Source organism: Caballeronia sordidicola, assembly GCF_001544455.2.
GTDB classification, from domain to species: Bacteria; Pseudomonadota; Gammaproteobacteria; order Burkholderiales; family Burkholderiaceae; genus Caballeronia; species Caballeronia sordidicola.
The window spans coordinates 20,413-41,435 of record NZ_FCOC02000020.1 but is presented as its reverse complement, the minus strand read 5'-3'; the positions used below and the strand labels follow the sequence as shown (position 1 = coordinate 41,435).

General features: G+C 60.9%; 21 protein-coding genes and 1 tRNA gene. 8 read left to right on the top strand and 14 right to left on the bottom strand.

Annotation, left to right across the window (positions count from 1 at the left end):
* The first annotated feature begins 26 nt into the window (after window positions 1–26).
* Complete coding sequence (ybgF, locus tag AWB64_RS24395; RefSeq protein ID WP_060858012.1) at window positions 27–776, top strand: tol-pal system protein YbgF; 750 nt, start codon at window positions 27–29, stop codon at window positions 774–776.
* Window positions 777–973: 197 nt separating this feature from the next.
* Window positions 974–1,049, top strand: a tRNA-Lys gene (locus tag AWB64_RS24390).
* A 63-nt stretch (window positions 1,050–1,112) separates the two neighbouring features.
* Here the strand turns inward: AWB64_RS24390 and proX are convergent.
* The 9 genes from proX to AWB64_RS24345 all read right to left on the bottom strand — a co-directional run bounded on the left by proX (window position 1,113) and on the right by AWB64_RS24345 (window position 11,126).
* Complete coding sequence (gene proX, locus AWB64_RS24385) at window positions 1,113–2,150, bottom strand: glycine betaine/L-proline ABC transporter substrate-binding protein ProX (protein WP_060858011.1); 1,038 nt, start codon at window positions 2,148–2,150, stop codon at window positions 1,113–1,115.
* Window positions 2,151–2,236: 86 nt separating this feature from the next.
* Window positions 2,237–3,184 (bottom strand): ABC transporter permease, encoded by a 948-nt coding sequence (locus AWB64_RS24380; protein ID WP_060858010.1) that lies wholly within the window; start codon window positions 3,182–3,184, stop codon window positions 2,237–2,239.
* Window positions 3,177–4,370 carry a quaternary amine ABC transporter ATP-binding protein gene (locus AWB64_RS24375; protein ID WP_060858009.1) on the bottom strand — a complete coding sequence of 398 codons (1,194 nt, stop codon included), beginning with the start codon at window positions 4,368–4,370 and terminating at the stop codon, window positions 3,177–3,179. The genes AWB64_RS24380 and AWB64_RS24375 overlap by 8 nt, the downstream gene beginning before the upstream one ends.
* Window positions 4,367–4,723: an NIPSNAP family protein gene (locus AWB64_RS24370; protein ID WP_060858008.1), complete on the bottom strand. Its 357-nt coding sequence runs from the start codon at window positions 4,721–4,723 to the stop codon at window positions 4,367–4,369. The genes AWB64_RS24375 and AWB64_RS24370 overlap by 4 nt, the downstream gene beginning before the upstream one ends.
* On the bottom strand, window positions 4,720–5,544 hold the full coding sequence (locus AWB64_RS24365; protein ID WP_060858007.1) for an alpha/beta fold hydrolase: 825 nt from the start codon (window positions 5,542–5,544) through the stop codon (window positions 4,720–4,722). The genes AWB64_RS24370 and AWB64_RS24365 overlap by 4 nt, the downstream gene beginning before the upstream one ends.
* Before the next feature lie 3 nt (window positions 5,545–5,547).
* Window positions 5,548–6,642 carry an LLM class flavin-dependent oxidoreductase gene (locus AWB64_RS24360; RefSeq protein WP_060858006.1) on the bottom strand — a complete coding sequence of 365 codons (1,095 nt, stop codon included), beginning with the start codon at window positions 6,640–6,642 and terminating at the stop codon, window positions 5,548–5,550.
* Window positions 6,643–6,694: 52 nt separating this feature from the next.
* Complete coding sequence (locus tag AWB64_RS24355) at window positions 6,695–8,206, bottom strand: aldehyde dehydrogenase (protein WP_060858005.1); 1,512 nt, start codon at window positions 8,204–8,206, stop codon at window positions 6,695–6,697.
* Between the two features lie 17 nt (window positions 8,207–8,223).
* On the bottom strand, window positions 8,224–9,204 hold the full coding sequence (locus AWB64_RS24350; RefSeq protein ID WP_060858004.1) for a flavin reductase family protein: 981 nt from the start codon (window positions 9,202–9,204) through the stop codon (window positions 8,224–8,226).
* A gap of 92 nt (window positions 9,205–9,296) precedes the next feature.
* Entirely contained in the window at window positions 9,297–11,126 is a 1,830-nt protein-coding gene (locus AWB64_RS24345) for a helix-turn-helix domain-containing protein (protein WP_060858003.1), read from the bottom strand.
* Between the two features lie 144 nt (window positions 11,127–11,270).
* Here AWB64_RS24345 and AWB64_RS24340 point away from each other — a divergent pair, with 144 nt between their 5' ends.
* From AWB64_RS24340 to AWB64_RS24325, 4 genes are all read left to right on the top strand, one after another.
* The gene (locus AWB64_RS24340) at window positions 11,271–11,870 is read left to right on the top strand and encodes an amino acid synthesis family protein (protein ID WP_060858002.1); all 600 of its coding nucleotides are present in this window, start codon (window positions 11,271–11,273) and stop codon (window positions 11,868–11,870) included.
* 362 nt (window positions 11,871–12,232) lie between these two features.
* Window positions 12,233–13,177: a 2-hydroxyacid dehydrogenase gene (locus AWB64_RS24335; RefSeq protein ID WP_060858001.1), complete on the top strand. Its 945-nt coding sequence runs from the start codon at window positions 12,233–12,235 to the stop codon at window positions 13,175–13,177.
* Between the two features lie 27 nt (window positions 13,178–13,204).
* A complete protein-coding gene (locus tag AWB64_RS24330; protein ID WP_062876909.1) occupies window positions 13,205–13,672 on the top strand; it encodes an Lrp/AsnC family transcriptional regulator in 468 nt (155 codons plus the stop codon).
* Window positions 13,673–13,755: 83 nt separating this feature from the next.
* Window positions 13,756–14,103 (top strand): DUF3293 domain-containing protein, encoded by a 348-nt coding sequence (locus tag AWB64_RS24325; protein ID WP_244164194.1) that lies wholly within the window; start codon window positions 13,756–13,758, stop codon window positions 14,101–14,103.
* A gap of 42 nt (window positions 14,104–14,145) precedes the next feature.
* Here the strand turns inward: AWB64_RS24325 and AWB64_RS24320 are convergent, their stop codons facing one another.
* From AWB64_RS24320 to AWB64_RS24295, 5 genes are all read right to left on the bottom strand, one after another.
* On the bottom strand, window positions 14,146–14,469 hold the full coding sequence (locus AWB64_RS24320; protein WP_060857998.1) for a DUF4148 domain-containing protein: 324 nt from the start codon (window positions 14,467–14,469) through the stop codon (window positions 14,146–14,148).
* Between the two features lie 202 nt (window positions 14,470–14,671).
* Window positions 14,672–15,070 carry a hypothetical protein gene (locus AWB64_RS24315; protein WP_060857997.1) on the bottom strand — a complete coding sequence of 133 codons (399 nt, stop codon included), beginning with the start codon at window positions 15,068–15,070 and terminating at the stop codon, window positions 14,672–14,674.
* 26 nt (window positions 15,071–15,096) lie between these two features.
* On the bottom strand, window positions 15,097–15,651 hold the full coding sequence (gene bamE, locus AWB64_RS24310) for an outer membrane protein assembly factor BamE domain-containing protein (protein WP_060858073.1): 555 nt from the start codon (window positions 15,649–15,651) through the stop codon (window positions 15,097–15,099).
* 32 nt (window positions 15,652–15,683) lie between these two features.
* Entirely contained in the window at window positions 15,684–16,649 is a 966-nt protein-coding gene (locus AWB64_RS24305) for a peptidoglycan DD-metalloendopeptidase family protein (RefSeq protein ID WP_060857996.1), read from the bottom strand.
* Between the two features lie 425 nt (window positions 16,650–17,074).
* Window positions 17,075–17,734: a VTT domain-containing protein gene (locus AWB64_RS24295; protein ID WP_060857994.1), complete on the bottom strand. Its 660-nt coding sequence runs from the start codon at window positions 17,732–17,734 to the stop codon at window positions 17,075–17,077.
* Between the two features lie 243 nt (window positions 17,735–17,977).
* Between AWB64_RS24295 and mutL the strand changes: the two genes are divergently transcribed.
* Both mutL and miaA read left to right on the top strand, forming a co-directional pair.
* The gene (mutL, locus tag AWB64_RS24290) at window positions 17,978–19,972 is read left to right on the top strand and encodes a DNA mismatch repair endonuclease MutL (protein WP_060858072.1); all 1,995 of its coding nucleotides are present in this window, start codon (window positions 17,978–17,980) and stop codon (window positions 19,970–19,972) included.
* Window positions 19,969–20,913, top strand: a complete 945-nt coding sequence (gene miaA / locus AWB64_RS24285; protein WP_060857993.1) for a tRNA (adenosine(37)-N6)-dimethylallyltransferase MiaA — start codon at window positions 19,969–19,971, stop codon at window positions 20,911–20,913. The genes mutL and miaA overlap by 4 nt, the downstream gene beginning before the upstream one ends.
* Window positions 20,914–21,023 lie beyond the last annotated feature (110 nt).

Sequence of the window (21,023 nt, the reverse complement as noted above, 5' to 3'; positions counted from 1 at the left end):
AGAACCAGTCACGGGTGAGTTGCCGTATGTTGTATCGCTTCCCTTCGCTGCGCGCGGTCGCAGTTGCTTGTTTGCTGGGCTCGGCCGTGGTTGGCGGATCGGCACATGCGGCATTGTTCGATGACAATGAAGCGCGCAAGGCCGTGCTCGATTTGCGCACGAAAACGGACAGCCTGGCTAGCCAGTTGTCGTCGGCTCAGCGCACTATCCTCGATCAGCAGAATCGTCTCGACCAGTTGAATCAGCAGGTCGCCACGCTTCGCGGCCAGAACGAGGATCTCGCCAATCAGTTGACCACGTTGCAGAAGCAGCAAAAGGACTACTACGCCGACCTCGATGGCCGGTTGAAGAAGTTCGAGCCGCAGCAGCAGACGGTGGATGGCGTGCAGGGTACGGTGCAGCCCGGCGAGACCGACGCGTTCAATGCGGCGTCGACGCAGTTCCGTAACGGTGACTTCAAGAATGCCGCGGCGTCGTTCAAGGCGTTCGTGGCGAAGTATCCGCAGAGTCCGTATCAGCCGACCGCGCAGTACTGGCTGGGCAACGCGCAGTACGCGTTGCGTGACTACAAGGGCTCGACCGCAACGTGGCAGAATCTGGTGAAGAGTTTCCCGACGCATCCGCGGGCGCCCGACGCGCTGCTCGCAATCGCGAACAACCAGATCGAGCAGGGCCAGAAGCCGGCTGCAAAGAAGACGCTGGAACAAATCATCTCGCAGTATGGTGGAACCGAAGCCGCGCAGTCGGCTGAAAGCAAGATGTCGCAAGTGAAGTAAGCGTAAGAAGGGTCGCGTGGCATTGCTTTGCGGCCCTGAATTCGCGCCTCTCGTGAAGGAGCCCGTAGCGTTGTTGCTACGGGCTTTTTCTTTGTTTTTCCGGGCTTTTTCCTTGCTCTTTCTTTGTTTCGAGAGGCGACGGATTTTTACGCGCCGTTGACAACTACCGGCCGCCGTGACTATAATTTCGGCTCTTTGGGTCGTTAGCTCAGCTGGTAGAGCAGCGGACTTTTAATCCGTTGGTCACAGGTTCGAATCCCGTACGGCCTACCAAAGACAAAAAGGGCTCAGCTTTCGCTGAGCCCTTTTCCATTTCCCGCCAGCCTTAAAAGGCGCTCAATGCACCTTGCTGGCCGTAGCCACCCACTGATCGAATTGCGGTTTGTTCGCCGCCATCCATTCATCGGCGAGCTTGTTGATGAGCGGCGACGAACCACCGTTCTTGCTGATCGCGTACTCCCAGCCCGACCATGTCTTCACCGGAAACTTGATCTGCTCGATCAACGTCTTCACCGCCGGGTTCGCGGCAATGAACTCCTTGTTCCCCACCGATCCCCAGTTCCACGACGACATCGCCATGCGGCAGGGATTCGCCCCGCCCGCGCATCCCTCCACGCCGTTCACCAGTGCCGACGCCTTGTTCGGCACATTCGGCGGCAGCGCGTCGGCGGGCGTCGGCAGCCAGACAACGTCCTTGCCCGGAACCAGCGCGTTTGTGGTCCACGACGGGTTCCAGGCGTAGAAAAACGCCGGCTTGCCGTCCTTGATGCGCGTGACGGCATCGACCATCAGGGCTTCGTATTTGCCACGCACGGCATGCACCGTCTGCTTCAGGCCGAACTTGTCGATCTGGTAGTCCACCACGTCGCCGCAACTCCAGCCCGGATCGCAACTGATGAGTTCCGCCTTCCCATCGCTGCCAAAAAGCCCGGCGATCTTCGGGTCTTTCATCTGCTCGAGACTCGTGATGTTGTGCGCGAGCGCGGTCTTTTTATCGATGAGATACCCATTGATGCCGCCACCCACGATCAACCCGCCGCCCACGATCTCCGCCTGCTTTTCCACCGCCCGGAAACCGGGTTCGCGCTGGGGAAAATTCACGTCGGTGGCGAGGTCCACGTCGCCCTGCGCCGCGGCCTGGAAGAACAGCGTGGTGTTCATGGTGCTGAGTTTCACGTCGTAGCCGAGCGCCTTCATGGCTTTCATCACGATCTGAGCGGCGACGTAGTTGCCGCCCAGGCTATCGCTTTGCGCGTAGCGAATGGTCTTGCCGTTGCCCGGCAGCGTGTCGGCGAATGCGCCCACGCTCGCCGATGTCAAACCCACTACCGCCGCGACTGCGAGCGCCCGTCCTGCCCATGCAAATGGTCTCATCAACTTGTCCTATATCGTGATCGTTCGATCATCCGGCTCGGGCCGGACGCGCCTGGGTCTTGCCTCATTTTTCCTGATTTCCAGATTCACAACGCTTTCTTGGCTTCTCGCGGTGCGTCGGCTTCCGGGCTTCTCGGCACGCGCTCACCGCGCACAAACCGCATGAGAACCGGCAGCAGCGCGCTGCGTGTCCCGCCCTTCGACTGCGCGAGCTTCTGCGTGATGCGGTCGAGCATCATTGCGAGCAGCACGATGGCGATACCGCCAATCGCCGCCTGTCCAACATCGAGACGGCCCAATCCCTGAAGCACGACAAGACCAAGACCTTCGGCGCCGATCATCGCGATCACGACCGACATCACCATGGCGGTGAGCACGGTCTGGTTGAGACCGCCGAGGATGGTCGGAATGGCGAGCGGCAATTGCACTTCCCACAAAAGCTGCCGGCGATCCGCGCCGAACGCGAGACCCGCTTCCACGATTTCATGCTCGACCATGCGAATTCCGAGGTGCGTGAAGCGGATGAGCGGCGGCATGGCGGTGGTCACCACAGCGACTTCGCCCGGCACGGTGCCAACGCCAAACAGCATCACCACGGGCACGAGATACACGAACGTCGGCGTGGTCTGCATGATGTCGAGCACGGGCCGCACGATGCGCCAGACGCGGTCGCTGCGCGCGCACCAGATGCCGATAGGTATGCCGATCAGCGCGCAGAACACAATGGCCGTCGCGATCAGCGAAAGCGTGGTGATGGCCTGCGCCCAGACGCCCATGGAAGCAATGAGGACGAGTCCCACGACACTGAAGATCGCCACGCCCATGCTCGCGAGCCGCCATGCAAGCAGGAACATCAGCACGAGCATGAGCGGAAACGGAATGGCGTGGAGTACGGTGTCGTTGAAAGTCAGCAAGCGCTCGACCGGCCACTTGATGACGAGAAACATGGGCCGCAGGTTCAGCGCGATCCATTGGACGCCGTGCTGGATCCAGTCGCCTATTGGCAACACTGCAAGATCGTCGGCTTTAAACATGGCGTGCTCCCATGGCGCCCGCAGCGCCAATGCGGGCAAGAATCTGCCCTGCTTCCAGACGGCCGATCAACCGGCCGGTGTCATCGATAACGCCGATAGGGCCGCCGTTATTGTCCTTTTGATAACTGCCGGCGACATCGACGAGCTTGGTGGCCGCGGGCACGCACATGAAGTGCGTATCGGGCCGGGGCATGGCGCCGCCGCCGCGTGCGTGCTCGATTTCCGAGGCGGTCACGGTGCCGAGGATGCGTTCGTCGGCGTCGAGCATGAAGCCCGGGCCCGGCTGGCCGGACGCGTCGCCCATGAGAATGCCGTTCGGGCCGCGCAGGATCGCCGAGAGCGATGTCATGACCGAACCGGCATCGAACAATCTGCCGCGATCGACCTCGCGCGTGAAAGCGGCGACGTACTCGCTGCCGGGTTCGAGCACGATGGACTGCGGCGTGCCTTCGCGAACCAGCTTGCCCTCGGACATGATCGCGATGCGCGTGCCCAGTTTCAGCGCTTCCTGGAAGTCGTGCGTGATGAACAAAATGGTCTTGTTCAACGTGCGCTGAAGGCGCAGCAATTCGTCCTGCATCTCGGTGCGGATCAGCGGGTCGAGCGCGCTGAACGCTTCGTCCATGATGAGCACGTCGGCGTCGGTGGCGAGCGCTCGCGCGAGGCCCACGCGCTGACGCATCCCGCCGCTGAGTTCGTGCGGCATGTGATAACCCCAGCGCGCAAGTCCCACTACGTTCAGCACTTCCTCGGCGCGCTTGCGGCGCTCGGCGGCGGACATGCCACGCAGCTTCAACCCGAATTCGACGTTCTCGATCACGCGCCGGTTCGGCAGCAGCGCGAAGTGCTGGAACACCATCGATATGCGGTTGCGGCGCACGTCGCGAAGACCGGCTTCGTCGAGCGTGCAGATGTCCTGATCGTCGAGCAGGATCTTGCCGGCGCTCGGTTCGTTCAGCCGGTTGATACAGCGCGCGAGCGTCGACTTGCCCGAGCCGGACAGGCCCATGATCATGTACATCGCGCCGGAGGGAACGCTCAGCGAAACGTCGTCGAGCCCAACCACGTGACCCAGCGTTTCCTGCACCTCCGACTTGCTCTTGCCAGCCTTGAGCATGGCCAGCGCCTTCTCGGGCTTGTCCGTGAACACCTTGTACAAGTGCTCGATCTTCAAGCGCTCGGTCATAGCATCTTCTCCTCTGATGAGCCGGCGGAAACGGGCAGGCGCCGCAACGGTGAAAAGTCGGTCGGCACCAGAATCCTGTTTTCCGCCTGCTCGATGTTCTCTGAGAGCCTCGGCAGGAATTCCTGCCATCTGGGGTCGTCGGCAAGCTGCTGACGGCGACGCGCGCGCTCGTTCAGGTCGGCGTAGGCCCACAAGTGCGTGACCTGGCTGAGCGGGCCAATGTCCGTTGTGAAGTAGCCGATCAGGTGGCCCAGGATCGGCTGCTGGATCGCAAGACCCTCGTCGCGCACGAGTTGCAGGTATCGGCCCATCCTGCCGTTCCTGATCCGGTAGATTCGCTCTTCCACGATCATGGCCGCGCCTCCCGATCATCGCTCGCCAGAAAACGGCGCATCATTGCGGCAACCACCTCTGGCGCTTCGATCAGGATCGAGTGACGCAGGCCGGGCAGGATTTCAAGTTGCGAGCCGGTAATGCATTGATGCATGAACTGCGCCATTCGCGGATTCGATCCCTGGTCTTCTTCGCCGGTCGCAATCAAGGTCGGCACGCCGATCTGATCGATAAACCCGCCGAAATCCGTCTGCGCCAGAACCCGATAGGCGGCGGCATAACAATCGGGATCGTTCTCGGCGTTGCGCTGCCGCAAGCGCGCGACAAGCTCGGGGTTGCGCTGCTGGAAGCCTTCGGTGAGCCAGCGCGAAAGCGAGGCGTCGTAATGCGATCCGCGGTCGCCGGATTGCAGCGCCGCGAGCCGCACCGCGACGCGCTCGCGTTCTTCCGGCGTGCGCCCTGAAACGGTCGATAACAACACGAGCCTCTTCAAACGTTCGGGATGCGTCAGTGCAACGCGCTGCGCGATCAGGCCGCCGAGCGAGAAACCCGCGAGATCGAACTTATCGAAGCCGACATGATCGGCGAGCGCAAGGACGTCACCGACAAAATCATCGATCTCGTAGCGCCCTTTCACCAGCGACGAACGTCCGTGGCCGCGCAAATCGAGCGTCAGGACGCGGAACGTGTCCCGCAATCTCGCAACAATGCCTTCCCACGCTTCAAGATTCGAGCCCACGCCGTGGATGCAGACCAGCGGTCGCGAGCCCTCGCCCTCGAGCCGGTAATTCAGCGTGATGCCACGGCCATCGAACATTGTTGAACTACACGCGGCGTCCATGGTTCAGGCTCCCGCCGCGGCAACGCTGCGCTCGCGCGACAATTCGCGCTGGCGGTCGCGCGCAGCAAAATGCGGCATGACTTCATCGATGAAAAGACGCAGCGTCTTCACCTGGAGTTCGAACGGCAGGTTGAACGAGAGGCCGAGACAGAACTGATCCACGCCTTGATCCTCGTAAATCTGCAGCTTGCGAATGACTTCGTCCGGCGTTCCGAACATCAGGTTGTCGCGAATATTCGCCGGATCGTAATTCGCGCGGTTCGCCACCGTTTCGTAAGGCACGGGCTCGGGGAAACCATCGGTCACGGTGCCAATGTTCTGCATCAGGTTCTCGAACGTGCGGCCAAAATCGACGCTATGCCGCACAGCGGTTTGCCAGTCCTCGGGCCGATCGTAGACGCATGTGCGCCGCAACATCATGAAACGCGGACGCGGCCGTTCAGGATGATCGGCAACAGCCTTGCGGAACTTCTCGCCAAGCACGGCGACTTCCGCGGGCGGCGCAGACAATGGCGTGGACAAGATGTTTGCGCCTACGCTCACTGCCCAGTCGAAACTGCCGGGATCGCGCGTTGCAACCCAGATTGGCGGGTGCGGTTGCTGCAGCGGCTTGGGCACCGAGGTCGCCAGCGGAAACTTCCAGTAGTGGCCATCGTGTGCGTAGTCGCCTGCCCAAAGCTTCTGCACGGCCGGCACGATCTCTTTCAGATACGCCACGCCTTCCTGCTGCGGAATGCCGCCTGCCATGCGATCGAATTCATACTGATACGCGCCGCGCGCAATCCCGAATTCGAGGCGGCCGCCGGTGAGGTGATCGCACATGGCGGCTTCGCCGGCAAGACGGATTGGCGACCAGTACGGCGCGACCAGTGTCGCGGTGCCGAGCCGGATGCGCTGCGTGTGCTGCGAAAGCCACGTCAGGATGGAAAACGGATTCGGCGAGATCGTGCATTCGATGGTGTGATGCTCGGCGGTCCAGAGCGTTTCGAAGCCGCCTTCGTCGGCAATGCGGGCAAGCGCAAGCATGTTCGACATGGCCGTGGACATGGAGTCCTTCGGCGAAAAACGCTCCATGCTCAGTGAGATGGCAAATTTCATGATGGGTCTCTTTTGGATTTTGTCAGCAAGCACAGCGGGTTCGACTTCTCATTCAGCGCAGGCGGATAACGAACGGGTCCTGCATTGCGCCCGAATAGTCGATCACCACGTTCTTCACGCGCGAGAATTCGCGCATCACTTCAAAGCCGCCACGGCGTCCGTAACCGCTTCGTTTCGTGCCGCCATTCGCGGACATATATGCGGCCGACCGATACGTATTGATCCAGACCGTACCGGCTTCAACATCGCGGGCAAAACGCAGCGCGCGGTCGATGTTCTGCGTCCAGATGCCGGAGGCGAGGCCGTATTCCGTATCGTTGGCGAGCGCGATGAGTTCTTCTTCCGTGTTGAACGGCACGACGCCCACGACCGGCCCAAATATCTCCTCCTGCATGAAGCGCATTTCATTGCGCGCCTGCGTCATCACAGTGGGTTCGAAATACCATCCCTTCGATAAAGCCGAGTCCTTCGGCTTGCGTCCGCCGACCGCGATCTTCGCGCCTTCGTGCACGCCGGAAGCAACATAACCTTCGACCTTGTCGAGCTGGCTTGCCAACGCGAGCGGCCCAATGTCGGTATCGTCGGCCATGGGATGGCCTACCTTCACCCGCCGCGTGCGCTCGACCAGCGCCTCCACAAAGCGCTCGTAGATGGGCGCTTCCACGAAGCAGCGCGAACCCGCCACGCACGTCTGCCCCGCCGCCGCAAATACGCCCGATACAACGCCGTTCACCGCGCGCTCCACATCCACGTCCGAGAACACCACGTGCGGCGACTTTCCGCCCAGTTCCATCTGGCAGGGCACGAGGTTCTGCGCCGCGTTGCCCGCAATCTTGCGGCCGGTCATGGTGCTGCCCGTGAACACGAACTTCGCGATCCCCGGATGACGCGTAAGGGCGTCGCCGGTGGTGACGCCATCGCCGGTCACGACGTTGAACACGCCCGGCGGAATGCCCGCTTCGATTGCCAGTTCGGCAAGCGCAAGCGTCGATGCGGTTGCGTGTTCGGAAGGCTTCACGACCACCGTGTTACCGATCGCGAGACACGGCGCGAGCGTGCCAGTGAGCATCATCAGCGGCGAGTTCCACGGAATGATCATGCCGACCACGCCTATGGGCTCGCGCAGGTTGAAGTTGAGCGTGTCGAGCTTGTTGACGGGGATGGTGTCGCCCTGCAGCTTGTCGGCCATGCCGGCGAAGTACTGGTACGAATCGGGGATGGCCCGCATCTGCGCGCGCATTTCCTTGATGAGCTTGCCGTTGTCGCGGCATTCGATCATCGCGAGTTCGTCGGCGTTGGCGAGCACGAGTTCGGCGAGACGGCGCACGAGCTTGCCGCGATCCGTTTGCGTGATCCGGCGCCATGCCGGGTTCTTCAATGCGGCTTGCGCGGAACGCACGGCAACATCCACGTCGTCGCTATTGGCCTGCGCGAACTGATACCAGGGTTCGGCTGTCGTCGGGTCGTAGCTCGGCACGTACTGGCCGCTGCGCGGCGGCGTGAACTCGCCATCGATGAATAGATTCTGTCTCGACCCTTGCAAACTTTCGACTGTCGTTTTCATCTGTCCTTGGTCCTTGTTCAGAGTTGCGGTTGCTGCAGCCGTGGCTGCGCGGCGCTGACCATCGCAATGCGGCCGCCATCGTGTGAATCCATGTAGATGCCAAAGCGGCCGCCCGCGCTTTCATGCACGTAGCGCTTCAACATGCCGCGGATTTCGGGCGTCGGGATGTCGTCGTAGGGAAGCTGGTCGAGCGGGAAAAAGCCGAAGTTCTCCGGGATCTCGCACGCGGCGCGCGGCAGCGCCAGGCGCGCGCGATAGATCAGGTATCCCGAATCGCTGCCGGCGGCGTCGAAGACGGAATAGAGGAAGGTATCGTCGGGAAGCAGTTCCAGGTCTTCTCCGCCGGCAATCGGCAAGCGTCCATTCACCAGCCGATGCGGCGCGCTCGGCAAAGTCCAGCCGTTCTTGCCATCTTTGGCGAGCAGCAACGACCCTTCCGCCTCGATCAGATAACCCACGATCATGTTGTGCGACGAAAGCCAGCCCGGCGGCAACGGGTTCTTCACCTGCGCATATCGGCCACGGCAAAAACCGAGCGGTGCGGTAGGACTCGTTCCGAACGCCTGGACCCGGCCGATAAGAATGGTGTGATCGCCCGCATCCACGCGGTCATGCACCGTGCAGTCGAACCACGTCAGGCAGTCGGATAAAACCGGCGCGCCGGTGTGCACGCCGTCATGGCTCACGGCGGCGAATTTATCGGCGGATTTGGAGGCGAAGAGATTCGATACATCCGTCTGCGCCTCGTGCAGCAGATTGACGGCGAAGTGATCGGTCTCCTGAAAGACCGGTGCGCTCGACGCGCCCTTTCCCACGCACACGAGGAGCAGCGGCGGATCCAGCGAAACGGAGGTAAACGAGTTCGCCGTCATGCCGCGCGGACGGCCTTCCGAGTCGCGCGTGGTCAGGACCGTCACGCCTGTCACGAAGGTGCCGAACGCCCGGCGCAAGGCCACGGGATCGACGGCGACAGGTTTATCAGAGACATCGGCTTGCATGTACTTCACCTCGAACGTCGTTACGTTGAGATAGAAGTTAAGCCATGCAAAAAAATGATTCTTCCGCTGGATCGAAGGACGATCGCGACTAATTACCCTCGCATTCGAGGGATCGCTTCTTGACGCGCTGCGGAGGAACTAGCGTTGTCGATCAGGCTGTGCAACTGCAGCGCAAGCTCGATCGAAAAGCGCTGTTCGGGCGTCTCCACTTCAATGCCGAACAGGTCCGAGATGCGCGACATGCGGTATCTGAGCGTGGTGACGTGAAGGCCCATGGCGTCGGCGCAATGCTGGCTGCGGCAGCCCGAGCGCACATAGGCCGCTAGCGTTTCGAGGTATGCCGTGTTGTGCTTTTTATCGTGCTCGACCACGCGGCCAATCGCACCGTCGATAAAGCTCCGTACATCTGATGAATCCGCCGCGCCCATCAGCATTGGCAGCGGCCCGAAGTCGGGCACGGTCATCGCGCCGCGCCGGCCGAAGGTGCGGGCCACGCGAATCATGCGCCAGCAACGCTCCCATTCTTTCGCGAGCGCTTCGAGTCCTTCGCATGTATCGCCGAGCACGACAATGGGCTCGCTGCCAACCGATCGCGCCAGCGTCTCCGAAATGCGGTGCGCGAGGCGCGTTACGCGATCAAGCTCGATGCCCTCTTCCTGTGGCACGAGACACACGAGCGCGCCGCCAACCGTGACGATGTGCGCCGCAACATGCTGCTGGGCAGCGAGCAGCGCGACGGCGCGATGTCCATCGACTGATAGATCGGCCGATGTGTTCGTGCGGTCCGGAAAGTCGATCACGAGCATGCGCATGGGCGCAGCCAGCGATAGCCCGAGTCTGCGCGCGCGGCGCAGCATGTCCTGCTCGTCGCGCCACCGCCGTTCGACGATCTCGAAGAACAGTTCGGTAAGCGTACGAGTTTCGAAACGAAAGCGGATGACGCTGCGCATCAATTGCACGCTCAGCGCAAACTTCGCGCTTTCGATCAGCAATTTCTGCAGGTCGTTCGAACTGGATTGATCGAAGGTCAAGAGCGCGCCGACGGCTTCGTCGTCCACCATCAGCGGTTCAATGCGCGCATCGAGCGAGAGCTTTTCGCTCAGGCGCAGCGTGATGGTTTCGGCGCGGCGCGTGGTCACGGCGTCGCGCACGTCGGTGAGGATCTGCCGGCCCGCCGCGCCTTCGAGCATGGTGCGCCAGCCAGTGTCGTCATGAACATTCGGCACCGGCGATGCGGACGCAAGCAGGCTGCTCGCGAAGAAATCGAGCACGAGCACGGGCGCGTTCAAAAGGTCGCCGAGCATGGCGGTCAGCGTTTCGATAGAACCGCCCGCCAGCACTTCCTGCAGCAGCGACCCTTGCGCGCCGAGCACGCGCCGCAGTTGCTCCGCCGCCGCCAACTGCGCGCGATGCCTGTGCGCGCGCTCGATCGCGATAGCCCCGAGATGCACGATGATCGACATGAACGCGAGATCATCGGGCGACACGTCCACCACTTTCCTCGATGAAACCGCAAGCACCATCGGCCGGCCTTCCGCGTCGACGCTCGCCATTGGATGGATCAGCACGGTGCAATAGCCGCGCTCCAGCGCCTCGCGCCGATAGCCCGGAAATTCGGTGGATTCGCGCGCATCGCGGATGTACACCGGCTCGAAGCGCTGCAATGCAACAAGCGCGGGACTGGTCGCGAGTTCCCATCGATCACCCGATGGACTGCGCAGCATGACGTTCGCCTCGAAGCGCGCGGTGACGAGCGCGTAACCGTGCGCCAGGTCCAGCGTCATGATGGAGCCCAGGTCCCATGAACCATGCCGGCATGCTGCCTGGATGAGGTCGCGCAGCAGTGTATCGAGGTCGCCGTCTGAGTTGATTTGGCTCGCGACATCACGCAGCGACATGATCCGCGACAATTGATCTGGCATTTACTTGCGTCCATTTGTCTCATCTCAATATACGACATAACGAAGTGAAAAATAAAAGATTCATCCCACGAAGCAATGGAAGATTCGGCCCGCGCGGATGGTTAGGATTCTTTCATGACGAACCGCCAACCAATGGAGTGAGCTATGGACGTGACCGGAACCGGACTTCGCAAGATCGCGACTTTTATCGAGGAAACGCATATTGAAGGCGGACGCGCCGCCGAGCGGCCGATCACTACCGTGGTGGTTGCGGCGATTGTTCGTAATCCTTGGGCAGGGAAAGGATTTGTTGAAGATTTGCGGCCGGAGATATTGCGATTGGCTCCCGTGCTCGGGAGGGAGATGACGCAGCGGCTTGTCGCCATCATGCCTGCTGAGCGCGTGGAGGCTTATGGGAAAGCCGCTACCGTGGGCGTGAATGGCGAGATCGAGCATGGGTCGGCGCTTATTCATACGCTGCGGTTTGGGAATATGTATCGCGAAGCAGTTAATGGGACCGCGTTTCTTAGCTTTACCAATACTCGGTCCGGGCCAGGGGCCCTTATGTCTGTGCCTATGATTCATAAGTCGGAGACCGGGAAGCGGTCGCACTTTATTACGGCAACGTTTCAGATTGCCGATGCGCCCGCGCCGGATGAGATTTTGATCGCCATTGGAGCCGCCGATGGCGGGCGGGCACATCCCAGGATCGCCGATCGGTTTCAGGATATGGCCGAGATGGAGGCCGAGAAATCGGCGGGGTGATTTTTTGGGGGAGCGGTTTTGGGGCGGGCGGTGGGTCCTGCTTTTTAGGCTTTCACGCGTTTCGTTCTGGCTGATTTTTTTAGCACTGTTAGCCACTGTCCGTGGCGGGACTTCATTTCTTTTTCCAACGGCGAAAAAGAAACGAAGCAAAGAAAACGCCTTCCAACCGCTAGTTCTTAAGGAGCCCGAGCGTGCACTGACATCTGCTTGGGACTTCAAAAGAACACTCAGCGTAAAACCCCGGACAGTTGAAACCCTCCCCCTTCGTTCATGTCTACCCACACGCTTCGCCACCAGCGCTCTCGGGCAAGGTCTTACCTTCGCGGTAACTTTGCAACTCCTCTTATTTCCGTCTTTTACTTATGGCCGATCCCATTGCGCTGATTACCAACATTCGCGCCGACTACGAAGCCCGGTATCTGGACGCGCTCGCGTCCGCCATGCCCAATGAAAGCATTCTTCTGTTTCGTAATCTGGACAGCGAACAGCGTAGCCGCGTTCGCATCGCTATCGTTGCAAATCCAAATCCCGCAGATGTCGCCGCGCTTCCCAAGCTCGTCTGGATCCAAAGTCTTTGGGCCGGCGTCGAACAACTCGTTTCCTCTCTTCCCGCCAAGGGTCCCCCCATCGTTCGCATGATCGATCCCGAAATGTCTCGGACCATGGCCGAAGCCGTCCTCGCCTGGACCTATTATCTGCAACGCGATATGCCCACGTATGTCCGCCAGCAAAGAGATCAGGTATGGAATCAGCTTGCCTATAAGAAGCCGTCTTCACTTACCGTCGGGATCCTTGGGCTCGGTGCGCTCGGCGCCGCCGCAGCAGCGCGGCTAGTCAACGCCGGATTTAACGTCGTGGGATGGAGCCGGTCCGAAAAATCGGTTTCGAATGTGCGAACGTTTTCAGGCAACAATGGCCTTACGGGAATGCTGCGCATCAGCGATATCGTCGTTTGCCTCGTCCCTCTGACCTCGCAAACACGCGGTTTGCTGAACGCGGAGCGTTTTGCCGCCATGAAACCCGGCGCGGCACTCGTTAACTTCGCGCGCGGTCCCGTCGTGGTATCGGACGATCTCCTCACCGCTCTCGATAACGGCCACCTGACGCATGCAGTCCTCGATGTCTTCGACACCGAACCATTGCCACCGGATTCACGCTTCTGGCACCATCCGAGTGTGAGCGTGCTCCCGCATATTTCGGCACCGACTGACTTCGATACCGCGGCAACCGTCATCGCAGGGAACATCGCCCAGTTCCGGCTATCCGGAATGGTCCCCGGCAGCGTGGATACCGCACGGGGTTACTGACCACTGACAATACAGACGGGCCCGGTGATCAAACTAGACCGCTATGACATCGCCATCCTGCGCATTCTCGCCCGCGATGGCCGAATTACAAAATCGCGGCTCGCAGAGGAAGTGAACCTCTCAATCTCGCCCGCATGGGAACGCGTGCGCAAACTCGAGGAAAACGGCGTCATCAAAGGGTATCGCGCAGAACTGGACTGGGTCGGCACCATCAAGGCGAGCCGGATCGTAGTGGAAGTGACACTCGCAAAACATACCGCGCAAGACATGCGGCGCTTTGAGGAACGCGTGCTGGCCGCGCCCGAAGTCACTCTTTGTTATGCAACGGGCGGCGGCGTGGACTACATGCTGCACGTGGTGTCGCGCGATATCGATCACTATCAGCGGTTTATCGACTCGTTACTGACGGACGATATCGGCATCGAAAAATACTTTACCTATATTGTCACGAAGGTTGTGAAGAGCATGCCCGACAGCGTGCCCGACTGGGAGTGAACGTGGACGCTCATTCATCAATCAGCACCAGTACAATCCGCGCCTACGAAGAAACGGAGTATCGGGTCTTCGGGAATATGCCCATGACGTTGCGCATCGGCATACGTCATGCATTGCTCGCCTGCCTGCACCTCGAACACAACGTGGAGTGCAGCGCGTTTGTCACGGCAGCAAACCCATTGGGTATCCTTAACAGTGACGCTGAAAATGCCCGGTATCAAACAGCGCTCTCCGAAGAACTCACGCACAAGGGCTTGAGGTCTATCAGTGGCGTGGGACAACATCCATCAGGACAATGGCCAGGAGAACCAAGCTTCCTGATCCTGGGTTTGTCGCTTGAGGCGGCAAGTCAACTCGGCGTGCAATACAAGCAGAACGCAATCGTCTGGTGCGGCAACGACGCCACGCCTCAACTCATCCTTCTCAGATGAAAAGACGGCTCACACGTGAACAGCGAGCCGTCCATCCATCGATCACGAACCCGCATACAGGTTGCAAAAGCTGACCGGGCCAACACACGCTTCATGGCTCGCGCCGCCAACATTGGCAATCCGCGAAGAGCTCGCGCTCGTTCCCGCAGCCACGCCACCATATGCGTTCGCGCCATCTTTCTGCGCAACTTCGTTCGAATAGATCCGGGCGACATCGGGATACGACGCATTGCTGACAAGACGCGATCCATCTTGCTCGGCTACCACGAGTTGTTGCTGCACTTCGGCACGCGTCAGGCCTTGGGCAAAAGCGCCAGACGACACAAGAACAGCAGCGGACATCACGAACAGGGCAATCTTTTTCATTTTCGACTCCAGAGTGTTTAACGGGTTGGTATTAGGGCGAACCCATTTTTTCCCGGTCTATTCCAGAGATTTCGAAAATTGTTTGAAGCGGCGATCAATCCGCGCGAGCAGCCATGCATGAGCATCTCGCGGGGTTCGCTTGCATTGGGCGTTTAGCAAATGCGCAATATCAGAAGCAATACCGAGCCAGGGCGGCTCGGATTCAGCAGCACATCGCCCGGCCGTAGACGCCTATGCGTGCGCACTCATTGCACCAGCATCGCGCCACGTCATCCGGCTGCGCTTCCCACATATGGCCGAACGCGCATTCCCACGCGAGCGGCGTGCTTGCATCCACGTATCCCGCCGATACCAGCTTCCCCCCGCGCTCCGCCGCCAGCGCTCTCAGCCGCTCTGTGCGCTGCTCGCGGCGTTGCGACGCGCAATTCATGCAGCGCACGTTTTGCGCCGCGCTCAACGCGTCATCCCACGCGTGGCCGCGCCCGCATTCCCAGTTGGCTTCGGTTGAACTGGCCGCTGTTGCCCTTTCCGTCCGATAACGCGTCGCCAGCGCCATCAAGATCTCGCGCTCTGGCGCGTCGTTGGATTTATCTGTATGCATCGGTTTGACTGGAATTCCTGTAACGCTCAATGTGCACCGCCGCCAAGCGCCTCGGATCGCGAAGTCGTGGTCACAATGCCATCCGGACCAAAGTGGGCGTTAAACATGGCGTCGCGCGTCACGCCGCCCTCCTCCCAATGCCAACTCCATACGCGTTCTTTCTTGAGCGGATATTCGGCAATGGTGGTCGGCTTACCCAGAATCCGGCGCACTTCGTCCTGCGTCAGTCCCGGCCGGATCTTCGCAATGTTTGCCGCCGTCAGCACCTGCGTCACGGAGACGAACTTGCCGCGTGCATCGATATCGACAAAATAGGTGGTCGTGCCCGCCGGCCCGCGCGGATATTCGAACCGTCTGGAACCGTCGGTGAAGTTGCGCGTGGTCTCGGGTTCGCCCATCTGGTCGCGGATCTGCGCTTCAGTGGTGACGCCCGGCGTCAGATCCTTCAGCAACAGCGTATCCGGCTTGACGGCATTGAAGATGGACTTCAACTTGTTCATGGCGTCCTCGCTCTGGCTCTCGTTGCAGCCAGTGAGCAGCACGGCCGCCGCGCAGGTGGCGGCAAGCATCAGTCTTTTCATGTGCGCCGACCTCTCGTTGCGCGCCGCGTTGATCATCCCGCCTTTTTCATCGACGGAACCGGGTCGACCGCCTGGCCCGACTTGCGCAACTCGAAATGCAGCAGCGGCTTGTTGCTCGGCCCCGTACCCATTTCCGCGATCGGCGTGCCCTGGCGCACCGTGTCGCCCTCTTTCACCAGCAGCTTGCTGTTGTGCGCGTACGCCGTGAGGTAGTCGCTGCTGTGCTTGACGATGATCATGTTGCCGTACGCCCGCAAGCCATTGCCCGCATACACCACGCGCCCGGCTGCGGCGGCTTTGACCGGCTCGCCAACCTTCCCCCCAATATCGATGCCCTTGCTGCCGCTTTCGCCGAACTTCGTGACCACGTCGCCCTGCGCCGGCCACGCAAGCCACGCGCCTTTCGCGCTGACCGCAGGCGTGCTGGTGTCGGGCGCTTCGGCCGCCTTGGCCGGCGCGGCGTTGCTGGCCGCTACGGCCGGCGCGGATGCCGTTGCCGCTGCGCCTCCAATGATCGGCGGCCCCGACTTCGACACATTCGCCGTTGCCGCCGCTTTGCTCCAGTCGTCGTTGCTGGTGGCGGCCGGTGTGCTGCCCGGCGGCGCGACGCGCAACAACTGATCGATATTCACCTGCTTGCTTTCCGGCAGGTTATTCCACTTGATCAGGTCGGCCGGACGCTGCTTTTGCGCGCGCGCAATGCCGTAGAGCGTATCGCCCGGTTTCACGCGATAAAACCCCGGCCCAGCTTCAGGCGGCGCAGACGGCGCGACGACCGCTGGCCCGGCGACGGGCGGCGTAGTGGGAATGGATGCGGGCGCGCTCGCGCCGCCCGTGGAGCGGTCGACAATGGGCGCAGGCGTGATTGCCGACGAACACCCGGCGACCGACACCACGACCACGCCGATGGAAACGAGCGCCCCGAGCACGCCCCCGCGACCGTTGGCGGCCCAGCCTCCCGAAGCCCGCCCTGAATTACCTGAACGCAATACCGCCATGCTTGCCGTTTCCCTGACTTCCTGTTATCGATTTTTTCCGTGTCCAACGTCAGCGCTAGAACCGCATGCCGGCCCCGCATCCGCCGAAAGCCCCGCCGTTCGTCGCGCTGCCGCCGCAGCCAAAAATCCCGCAGCCGGCAAGCAGCGCCGTTACACCCAGCACCGCCACCGCCAGCCTGAGACGACGCCAATTCTCATTACGCGCCGATCCTGTTGTATGACTTACTCGTTCCAACATCTGCAACCTGCCTCGCCAACCTTCGCCAGCATAAAACATTTAACGTTCGTTCATGAAACACCGGAATCATTCATCTCGATATTCGATGCATCGATCTGACAATTCGGCATTCTAACCTTTTACGTTTTCGAGGCGAAAGAGCGCACGGCGGGCAGTGCTGGCGCATAAAAACGCGTGCCGGCTTTACTTACTGACGCGCCTTGCGCCGCATGACTTTCCATAGTGCGCCGAGCGCTATCGGGACAATTGCGGCGCACACGCCAACGAGCGCGATCACATTCAGATATTGCCGGATGAACGGAATATTGCCGAAGAAATAACCCAGCAGCACGAGCAGCAACACCCAGATCAGCGCGCCGAGCACGTTGAAAAACTGGAAGCGCGACGCGTTCATGGCCGACGCACCCGCCACGAACGGCGCAAACGTCCGGACGATAGGCACGAAGCGCGCAAGCACGATGGTCTTGCCGCCGTGGCGGTCGTAGAAACCGTGCGTCTTGCGCAGCGCTTCGCGATCGAGAAAACGTTCCAGGATGGGTATATGGGTATCGAAGACCTTGGGACCGATCGCACGGCCGATCAGGTAATTCACCGTATTCCCGAGCACGGCCGCGACCAGCAACAAGACGATCAGCGCGGAGAGACTCATCGATCCGCTCGCGGCGAACGCGCCGCCAATGAACAGCAGCGAGTCGCCAGGCAGGAAGGGAAACACCACCAGCCCTGTTTCACAGAACACGATCAGGAACAGGATTGCGTACACCCAGGCGCCGTAATGCTGGATGAACACGCCGAGCGACTTGTCGATGTGGAGGATAAGACTCAGGAATGACAGCAGCGTATCCAAATGGGGCCTCGATCAAGATGAATTAGCGGTGGCAACGTGCACGCGCGGTGGGATCGTTGCAGGAAAAACAGTCGCGCCATGATACCGAACTCGTTGCCGGAAAATTCACGAACGGCGCCTTCCATCACGGGTTTTGGCGCGAATGTGCGCGCTTTTTGCGTGCGGGCCGCGAGCGGCGCGGGGCTTTATGGAGACCGGCTGGCCCCGAAATCGTTCATCGGCGTGAGGCTTTATAATTTCGCCATGACCGATCTCATCGATTCATCCGGCGCGATTTCTCCTTCCGCAGCCTCGGCGGCGCCAGCGGCTTCTCTCGCGCCCGCCGCGCGGCTGCTGCGCGCCATTCAGCCTTTGCCCGACCAGTTGATCAGCCAGATTGCGGCCGGCGAAGTGGTCGAGCGCCCCGCGTCCGTGGTGAAGGAGTTGCTCGAAAACGCGCTGGACGCCGGCGCGACGAGCTTGCGGATCACGCTGGACGAAGGCGGCGTGAAGCGGATCGTGATTGTCGATGACGGCTGCGGCATTCCGCCAGACGAACTCCCGCTCGCGCTCCTGCGCCACGCCACGAGCAAGATCCGCTCGCTGGCGGAACTGGAGGCCGTGGCGTCGCTCGGGTTTCGCGGCGAAGCGATTGCGTCCATAGCATCGGTTGCCGAGCTTTTCATCACCAGCCGCACGGCCACGTGTGCGCATGCCACGCGCATCGATGCCCAGACCGGCGCAATCTCGCCGGCGGCGGGGACTATCGGTACGACGATGGAAGTGCGCGAGTTGTACTTCAACACGCCCGCGCGGCGCAAATTCCTGAAGAGCGAGCAGACCGAACTCGGGCATTGCCTCGAAGTCATCCGGCGCGTGGCGCTCGCGCGGCCAGACGTGGCGATATCCGTGCTTCATAACGGCAAGGCCGTGGAGCACTGGAACGCGTCCGATCCCGCCACGCGCGTGGCCAAGATTCTCGGCGAGGTGTTCGCGACCGCGCACCTTCCGCTCGATGAGCGCGCCGGGCCGCTCGCCGTGTACGGCTGCGCAGGGTTGCCGACCGCGAGCCGGGGCCGCGCCGACCAGCAATACTTTTTCGTCAACGGGCGCTTCGTGCGCGACAAGCTGCTGACTCACGCCGTGCGCGCCGCGTATGAGGACGTGCTGCACGGCAACCGGTATCCGGCGTATGTGCTGTTTCTGGATTTACCGCCGGAATCCGTCGATGTGAACGTGCATCCGTCCAAGATCGAAGTGCGTTTCCGCGATTCGCGTTCCATTCACCAATATGTGTTCCATGCGGTGCAGCGGGCGTTGGCGAGGAACGCGGGGGCGTCGCCGGAGACTACGGCGGGCGGTCATGCGGCGCAGTTGCAGCCCACGGGCGTTGCGTCGTTCAGCGCGCGGCCTTATGCGGGATCGGGTGAATTGCAGCCGACGCCAAAAGCCGAGAACGGTACGAACTGGCTGCGGCAATCGCGGATGACGCAGGGAAATCTGCCCGTCGCGCAGCCGCTGGCGCTTTACGACGCGTTGTTCGGACGCAGGGATACCGGCGCGGGAACGCCTGAAGGAACGACATCGCTGGCATCGTCCGAGCGATATTCGCCGACTCAGCCGAGCGCGCCCGTTTACGCCGAGATGCCCGGCGCGACGGCTACGGGCGAACACGCTCAGCCGCTTGGCTTCGCCCTCGGCCAGATCCACGGTATTTATGTGCTCGCGCAGAACGCGCAGGGATTGATCATCGTGGATATGCATGCGGCCCACGAACGCATTCTTTATGAGCAGTTCAAGAACTCGCTGGCAGATCGCGCAATCGCCGTCCAACCTTTGCTGATTCCGGTGACGATGACCGTCGATGCCGTGGAGATGGGCGTCGTGGAAGAAGAGCGCGAAGTGCTGGATGCGCTCGGCTTCGATCTCGCGATTCTGTCGCCGGGGTCGATTGCGATTCGCGCTGTTCCCGCCTTGTTGAAAGATGCCGATTTGCAATCGCTGGCACGCGCGGTTATCGCTGATTTGCAGGCTTATGGCGGCTCACGCGTTCTCACCGAACGCCAGCATGAATTGCTTGGCACGCTGGCTTGCCATCACGCGGTGCGTGCGAATCGCCGGCTGACGCTCGATGAAATGAATGGCCTGCTACGGCAAATGGAAGCCACCGAGCGCGGCGATCAATGCAATCACGGCCGCCCGACGTGGTTTCAATTGACGCTTGGCGATCTCGACCGCCTTTTCATGCGCGGACAATGAGCGCGCGCAAGGTTGCGTGTTTATTGGGGCCGACGGCATCGGGGAAAACCGCTGCCGCGCTTGCGTTCGCGCAGCGTTTTCCCGTGGAGATTATCAGCGTGGATTCGGCGCTGGTTTATCGCGGGATGGATATTGGTACTGCAAAGCCGACTGAAGAAGAACGCGCGGTGGCGCCGCATCATTTGATCGATATCGTCGATCCGACCGAGGCTTATTCTGCAGCGCAGTTTCGTAGCGATGCCTTGAAGCTGGTTGCCGGGATTGAAGCGCGTGGAAGGATTCCGTTATTGGTCGGCGGCACGATGCTGTATTACATGGCATTGACGCGCGGTTTGAATGAGTTGCCGGAAGCGAATCCGGAAGTTCGTGCGGCGCTTGATGAAGAAGCGGCGCGCGATGGATGGCCCGCTTTGCACGCGCGATTGGGTGCGGTTGATGCAGAGACTGCGGCGCGATTGGCGCCTAATGACTCGCAGCGGATTCAGCGCGCGCTGGAAGTGTTCATGCTGAGTGGCAGGGCTTTATCGGCGATATTGAAGGAGCCGAAGAGGACGCGGGAAGGTGAGCCGGAGTTTGTGCCGATTGCGCTGGAACCATCGGATAGAAGCGTGCTGCATAAGCGCATTGAAAAGCGCTTTGATTCGATGCTTGAAGGTGGGTTTTTGGAAGAGGTGGAACGGCTTCGGGCGCGAGGGGATTTATCGCCGACGATGCCTTCCATGCGATGCGTGGGGTATCGGCAGGCTTGGGAATATCTGGATGGGGTGGTTGACTATAAGACCATGCGGGATAAGGGGGTGTTTGCTACGAGGCAGTTGTGTAAGAGGCAGTTGACTTGGTTGAGGGGGGTTGAGGGGCGAAGGGTGGTGGATTGCACACGTGAAGACGTTGCGGAAATGGCGCTAAGCGAGATTGAGCGGACGATCCGCAACCAGCGATAATCTGCTGGCGACGAACTCAAGTAATTAATCGGTCATTGGCGGCTGTCGGCCACGACCTGTCGTTCAGCGAGCGGGAAACCTGCTACTTGAACGGCTGCAGTACTCCCAGA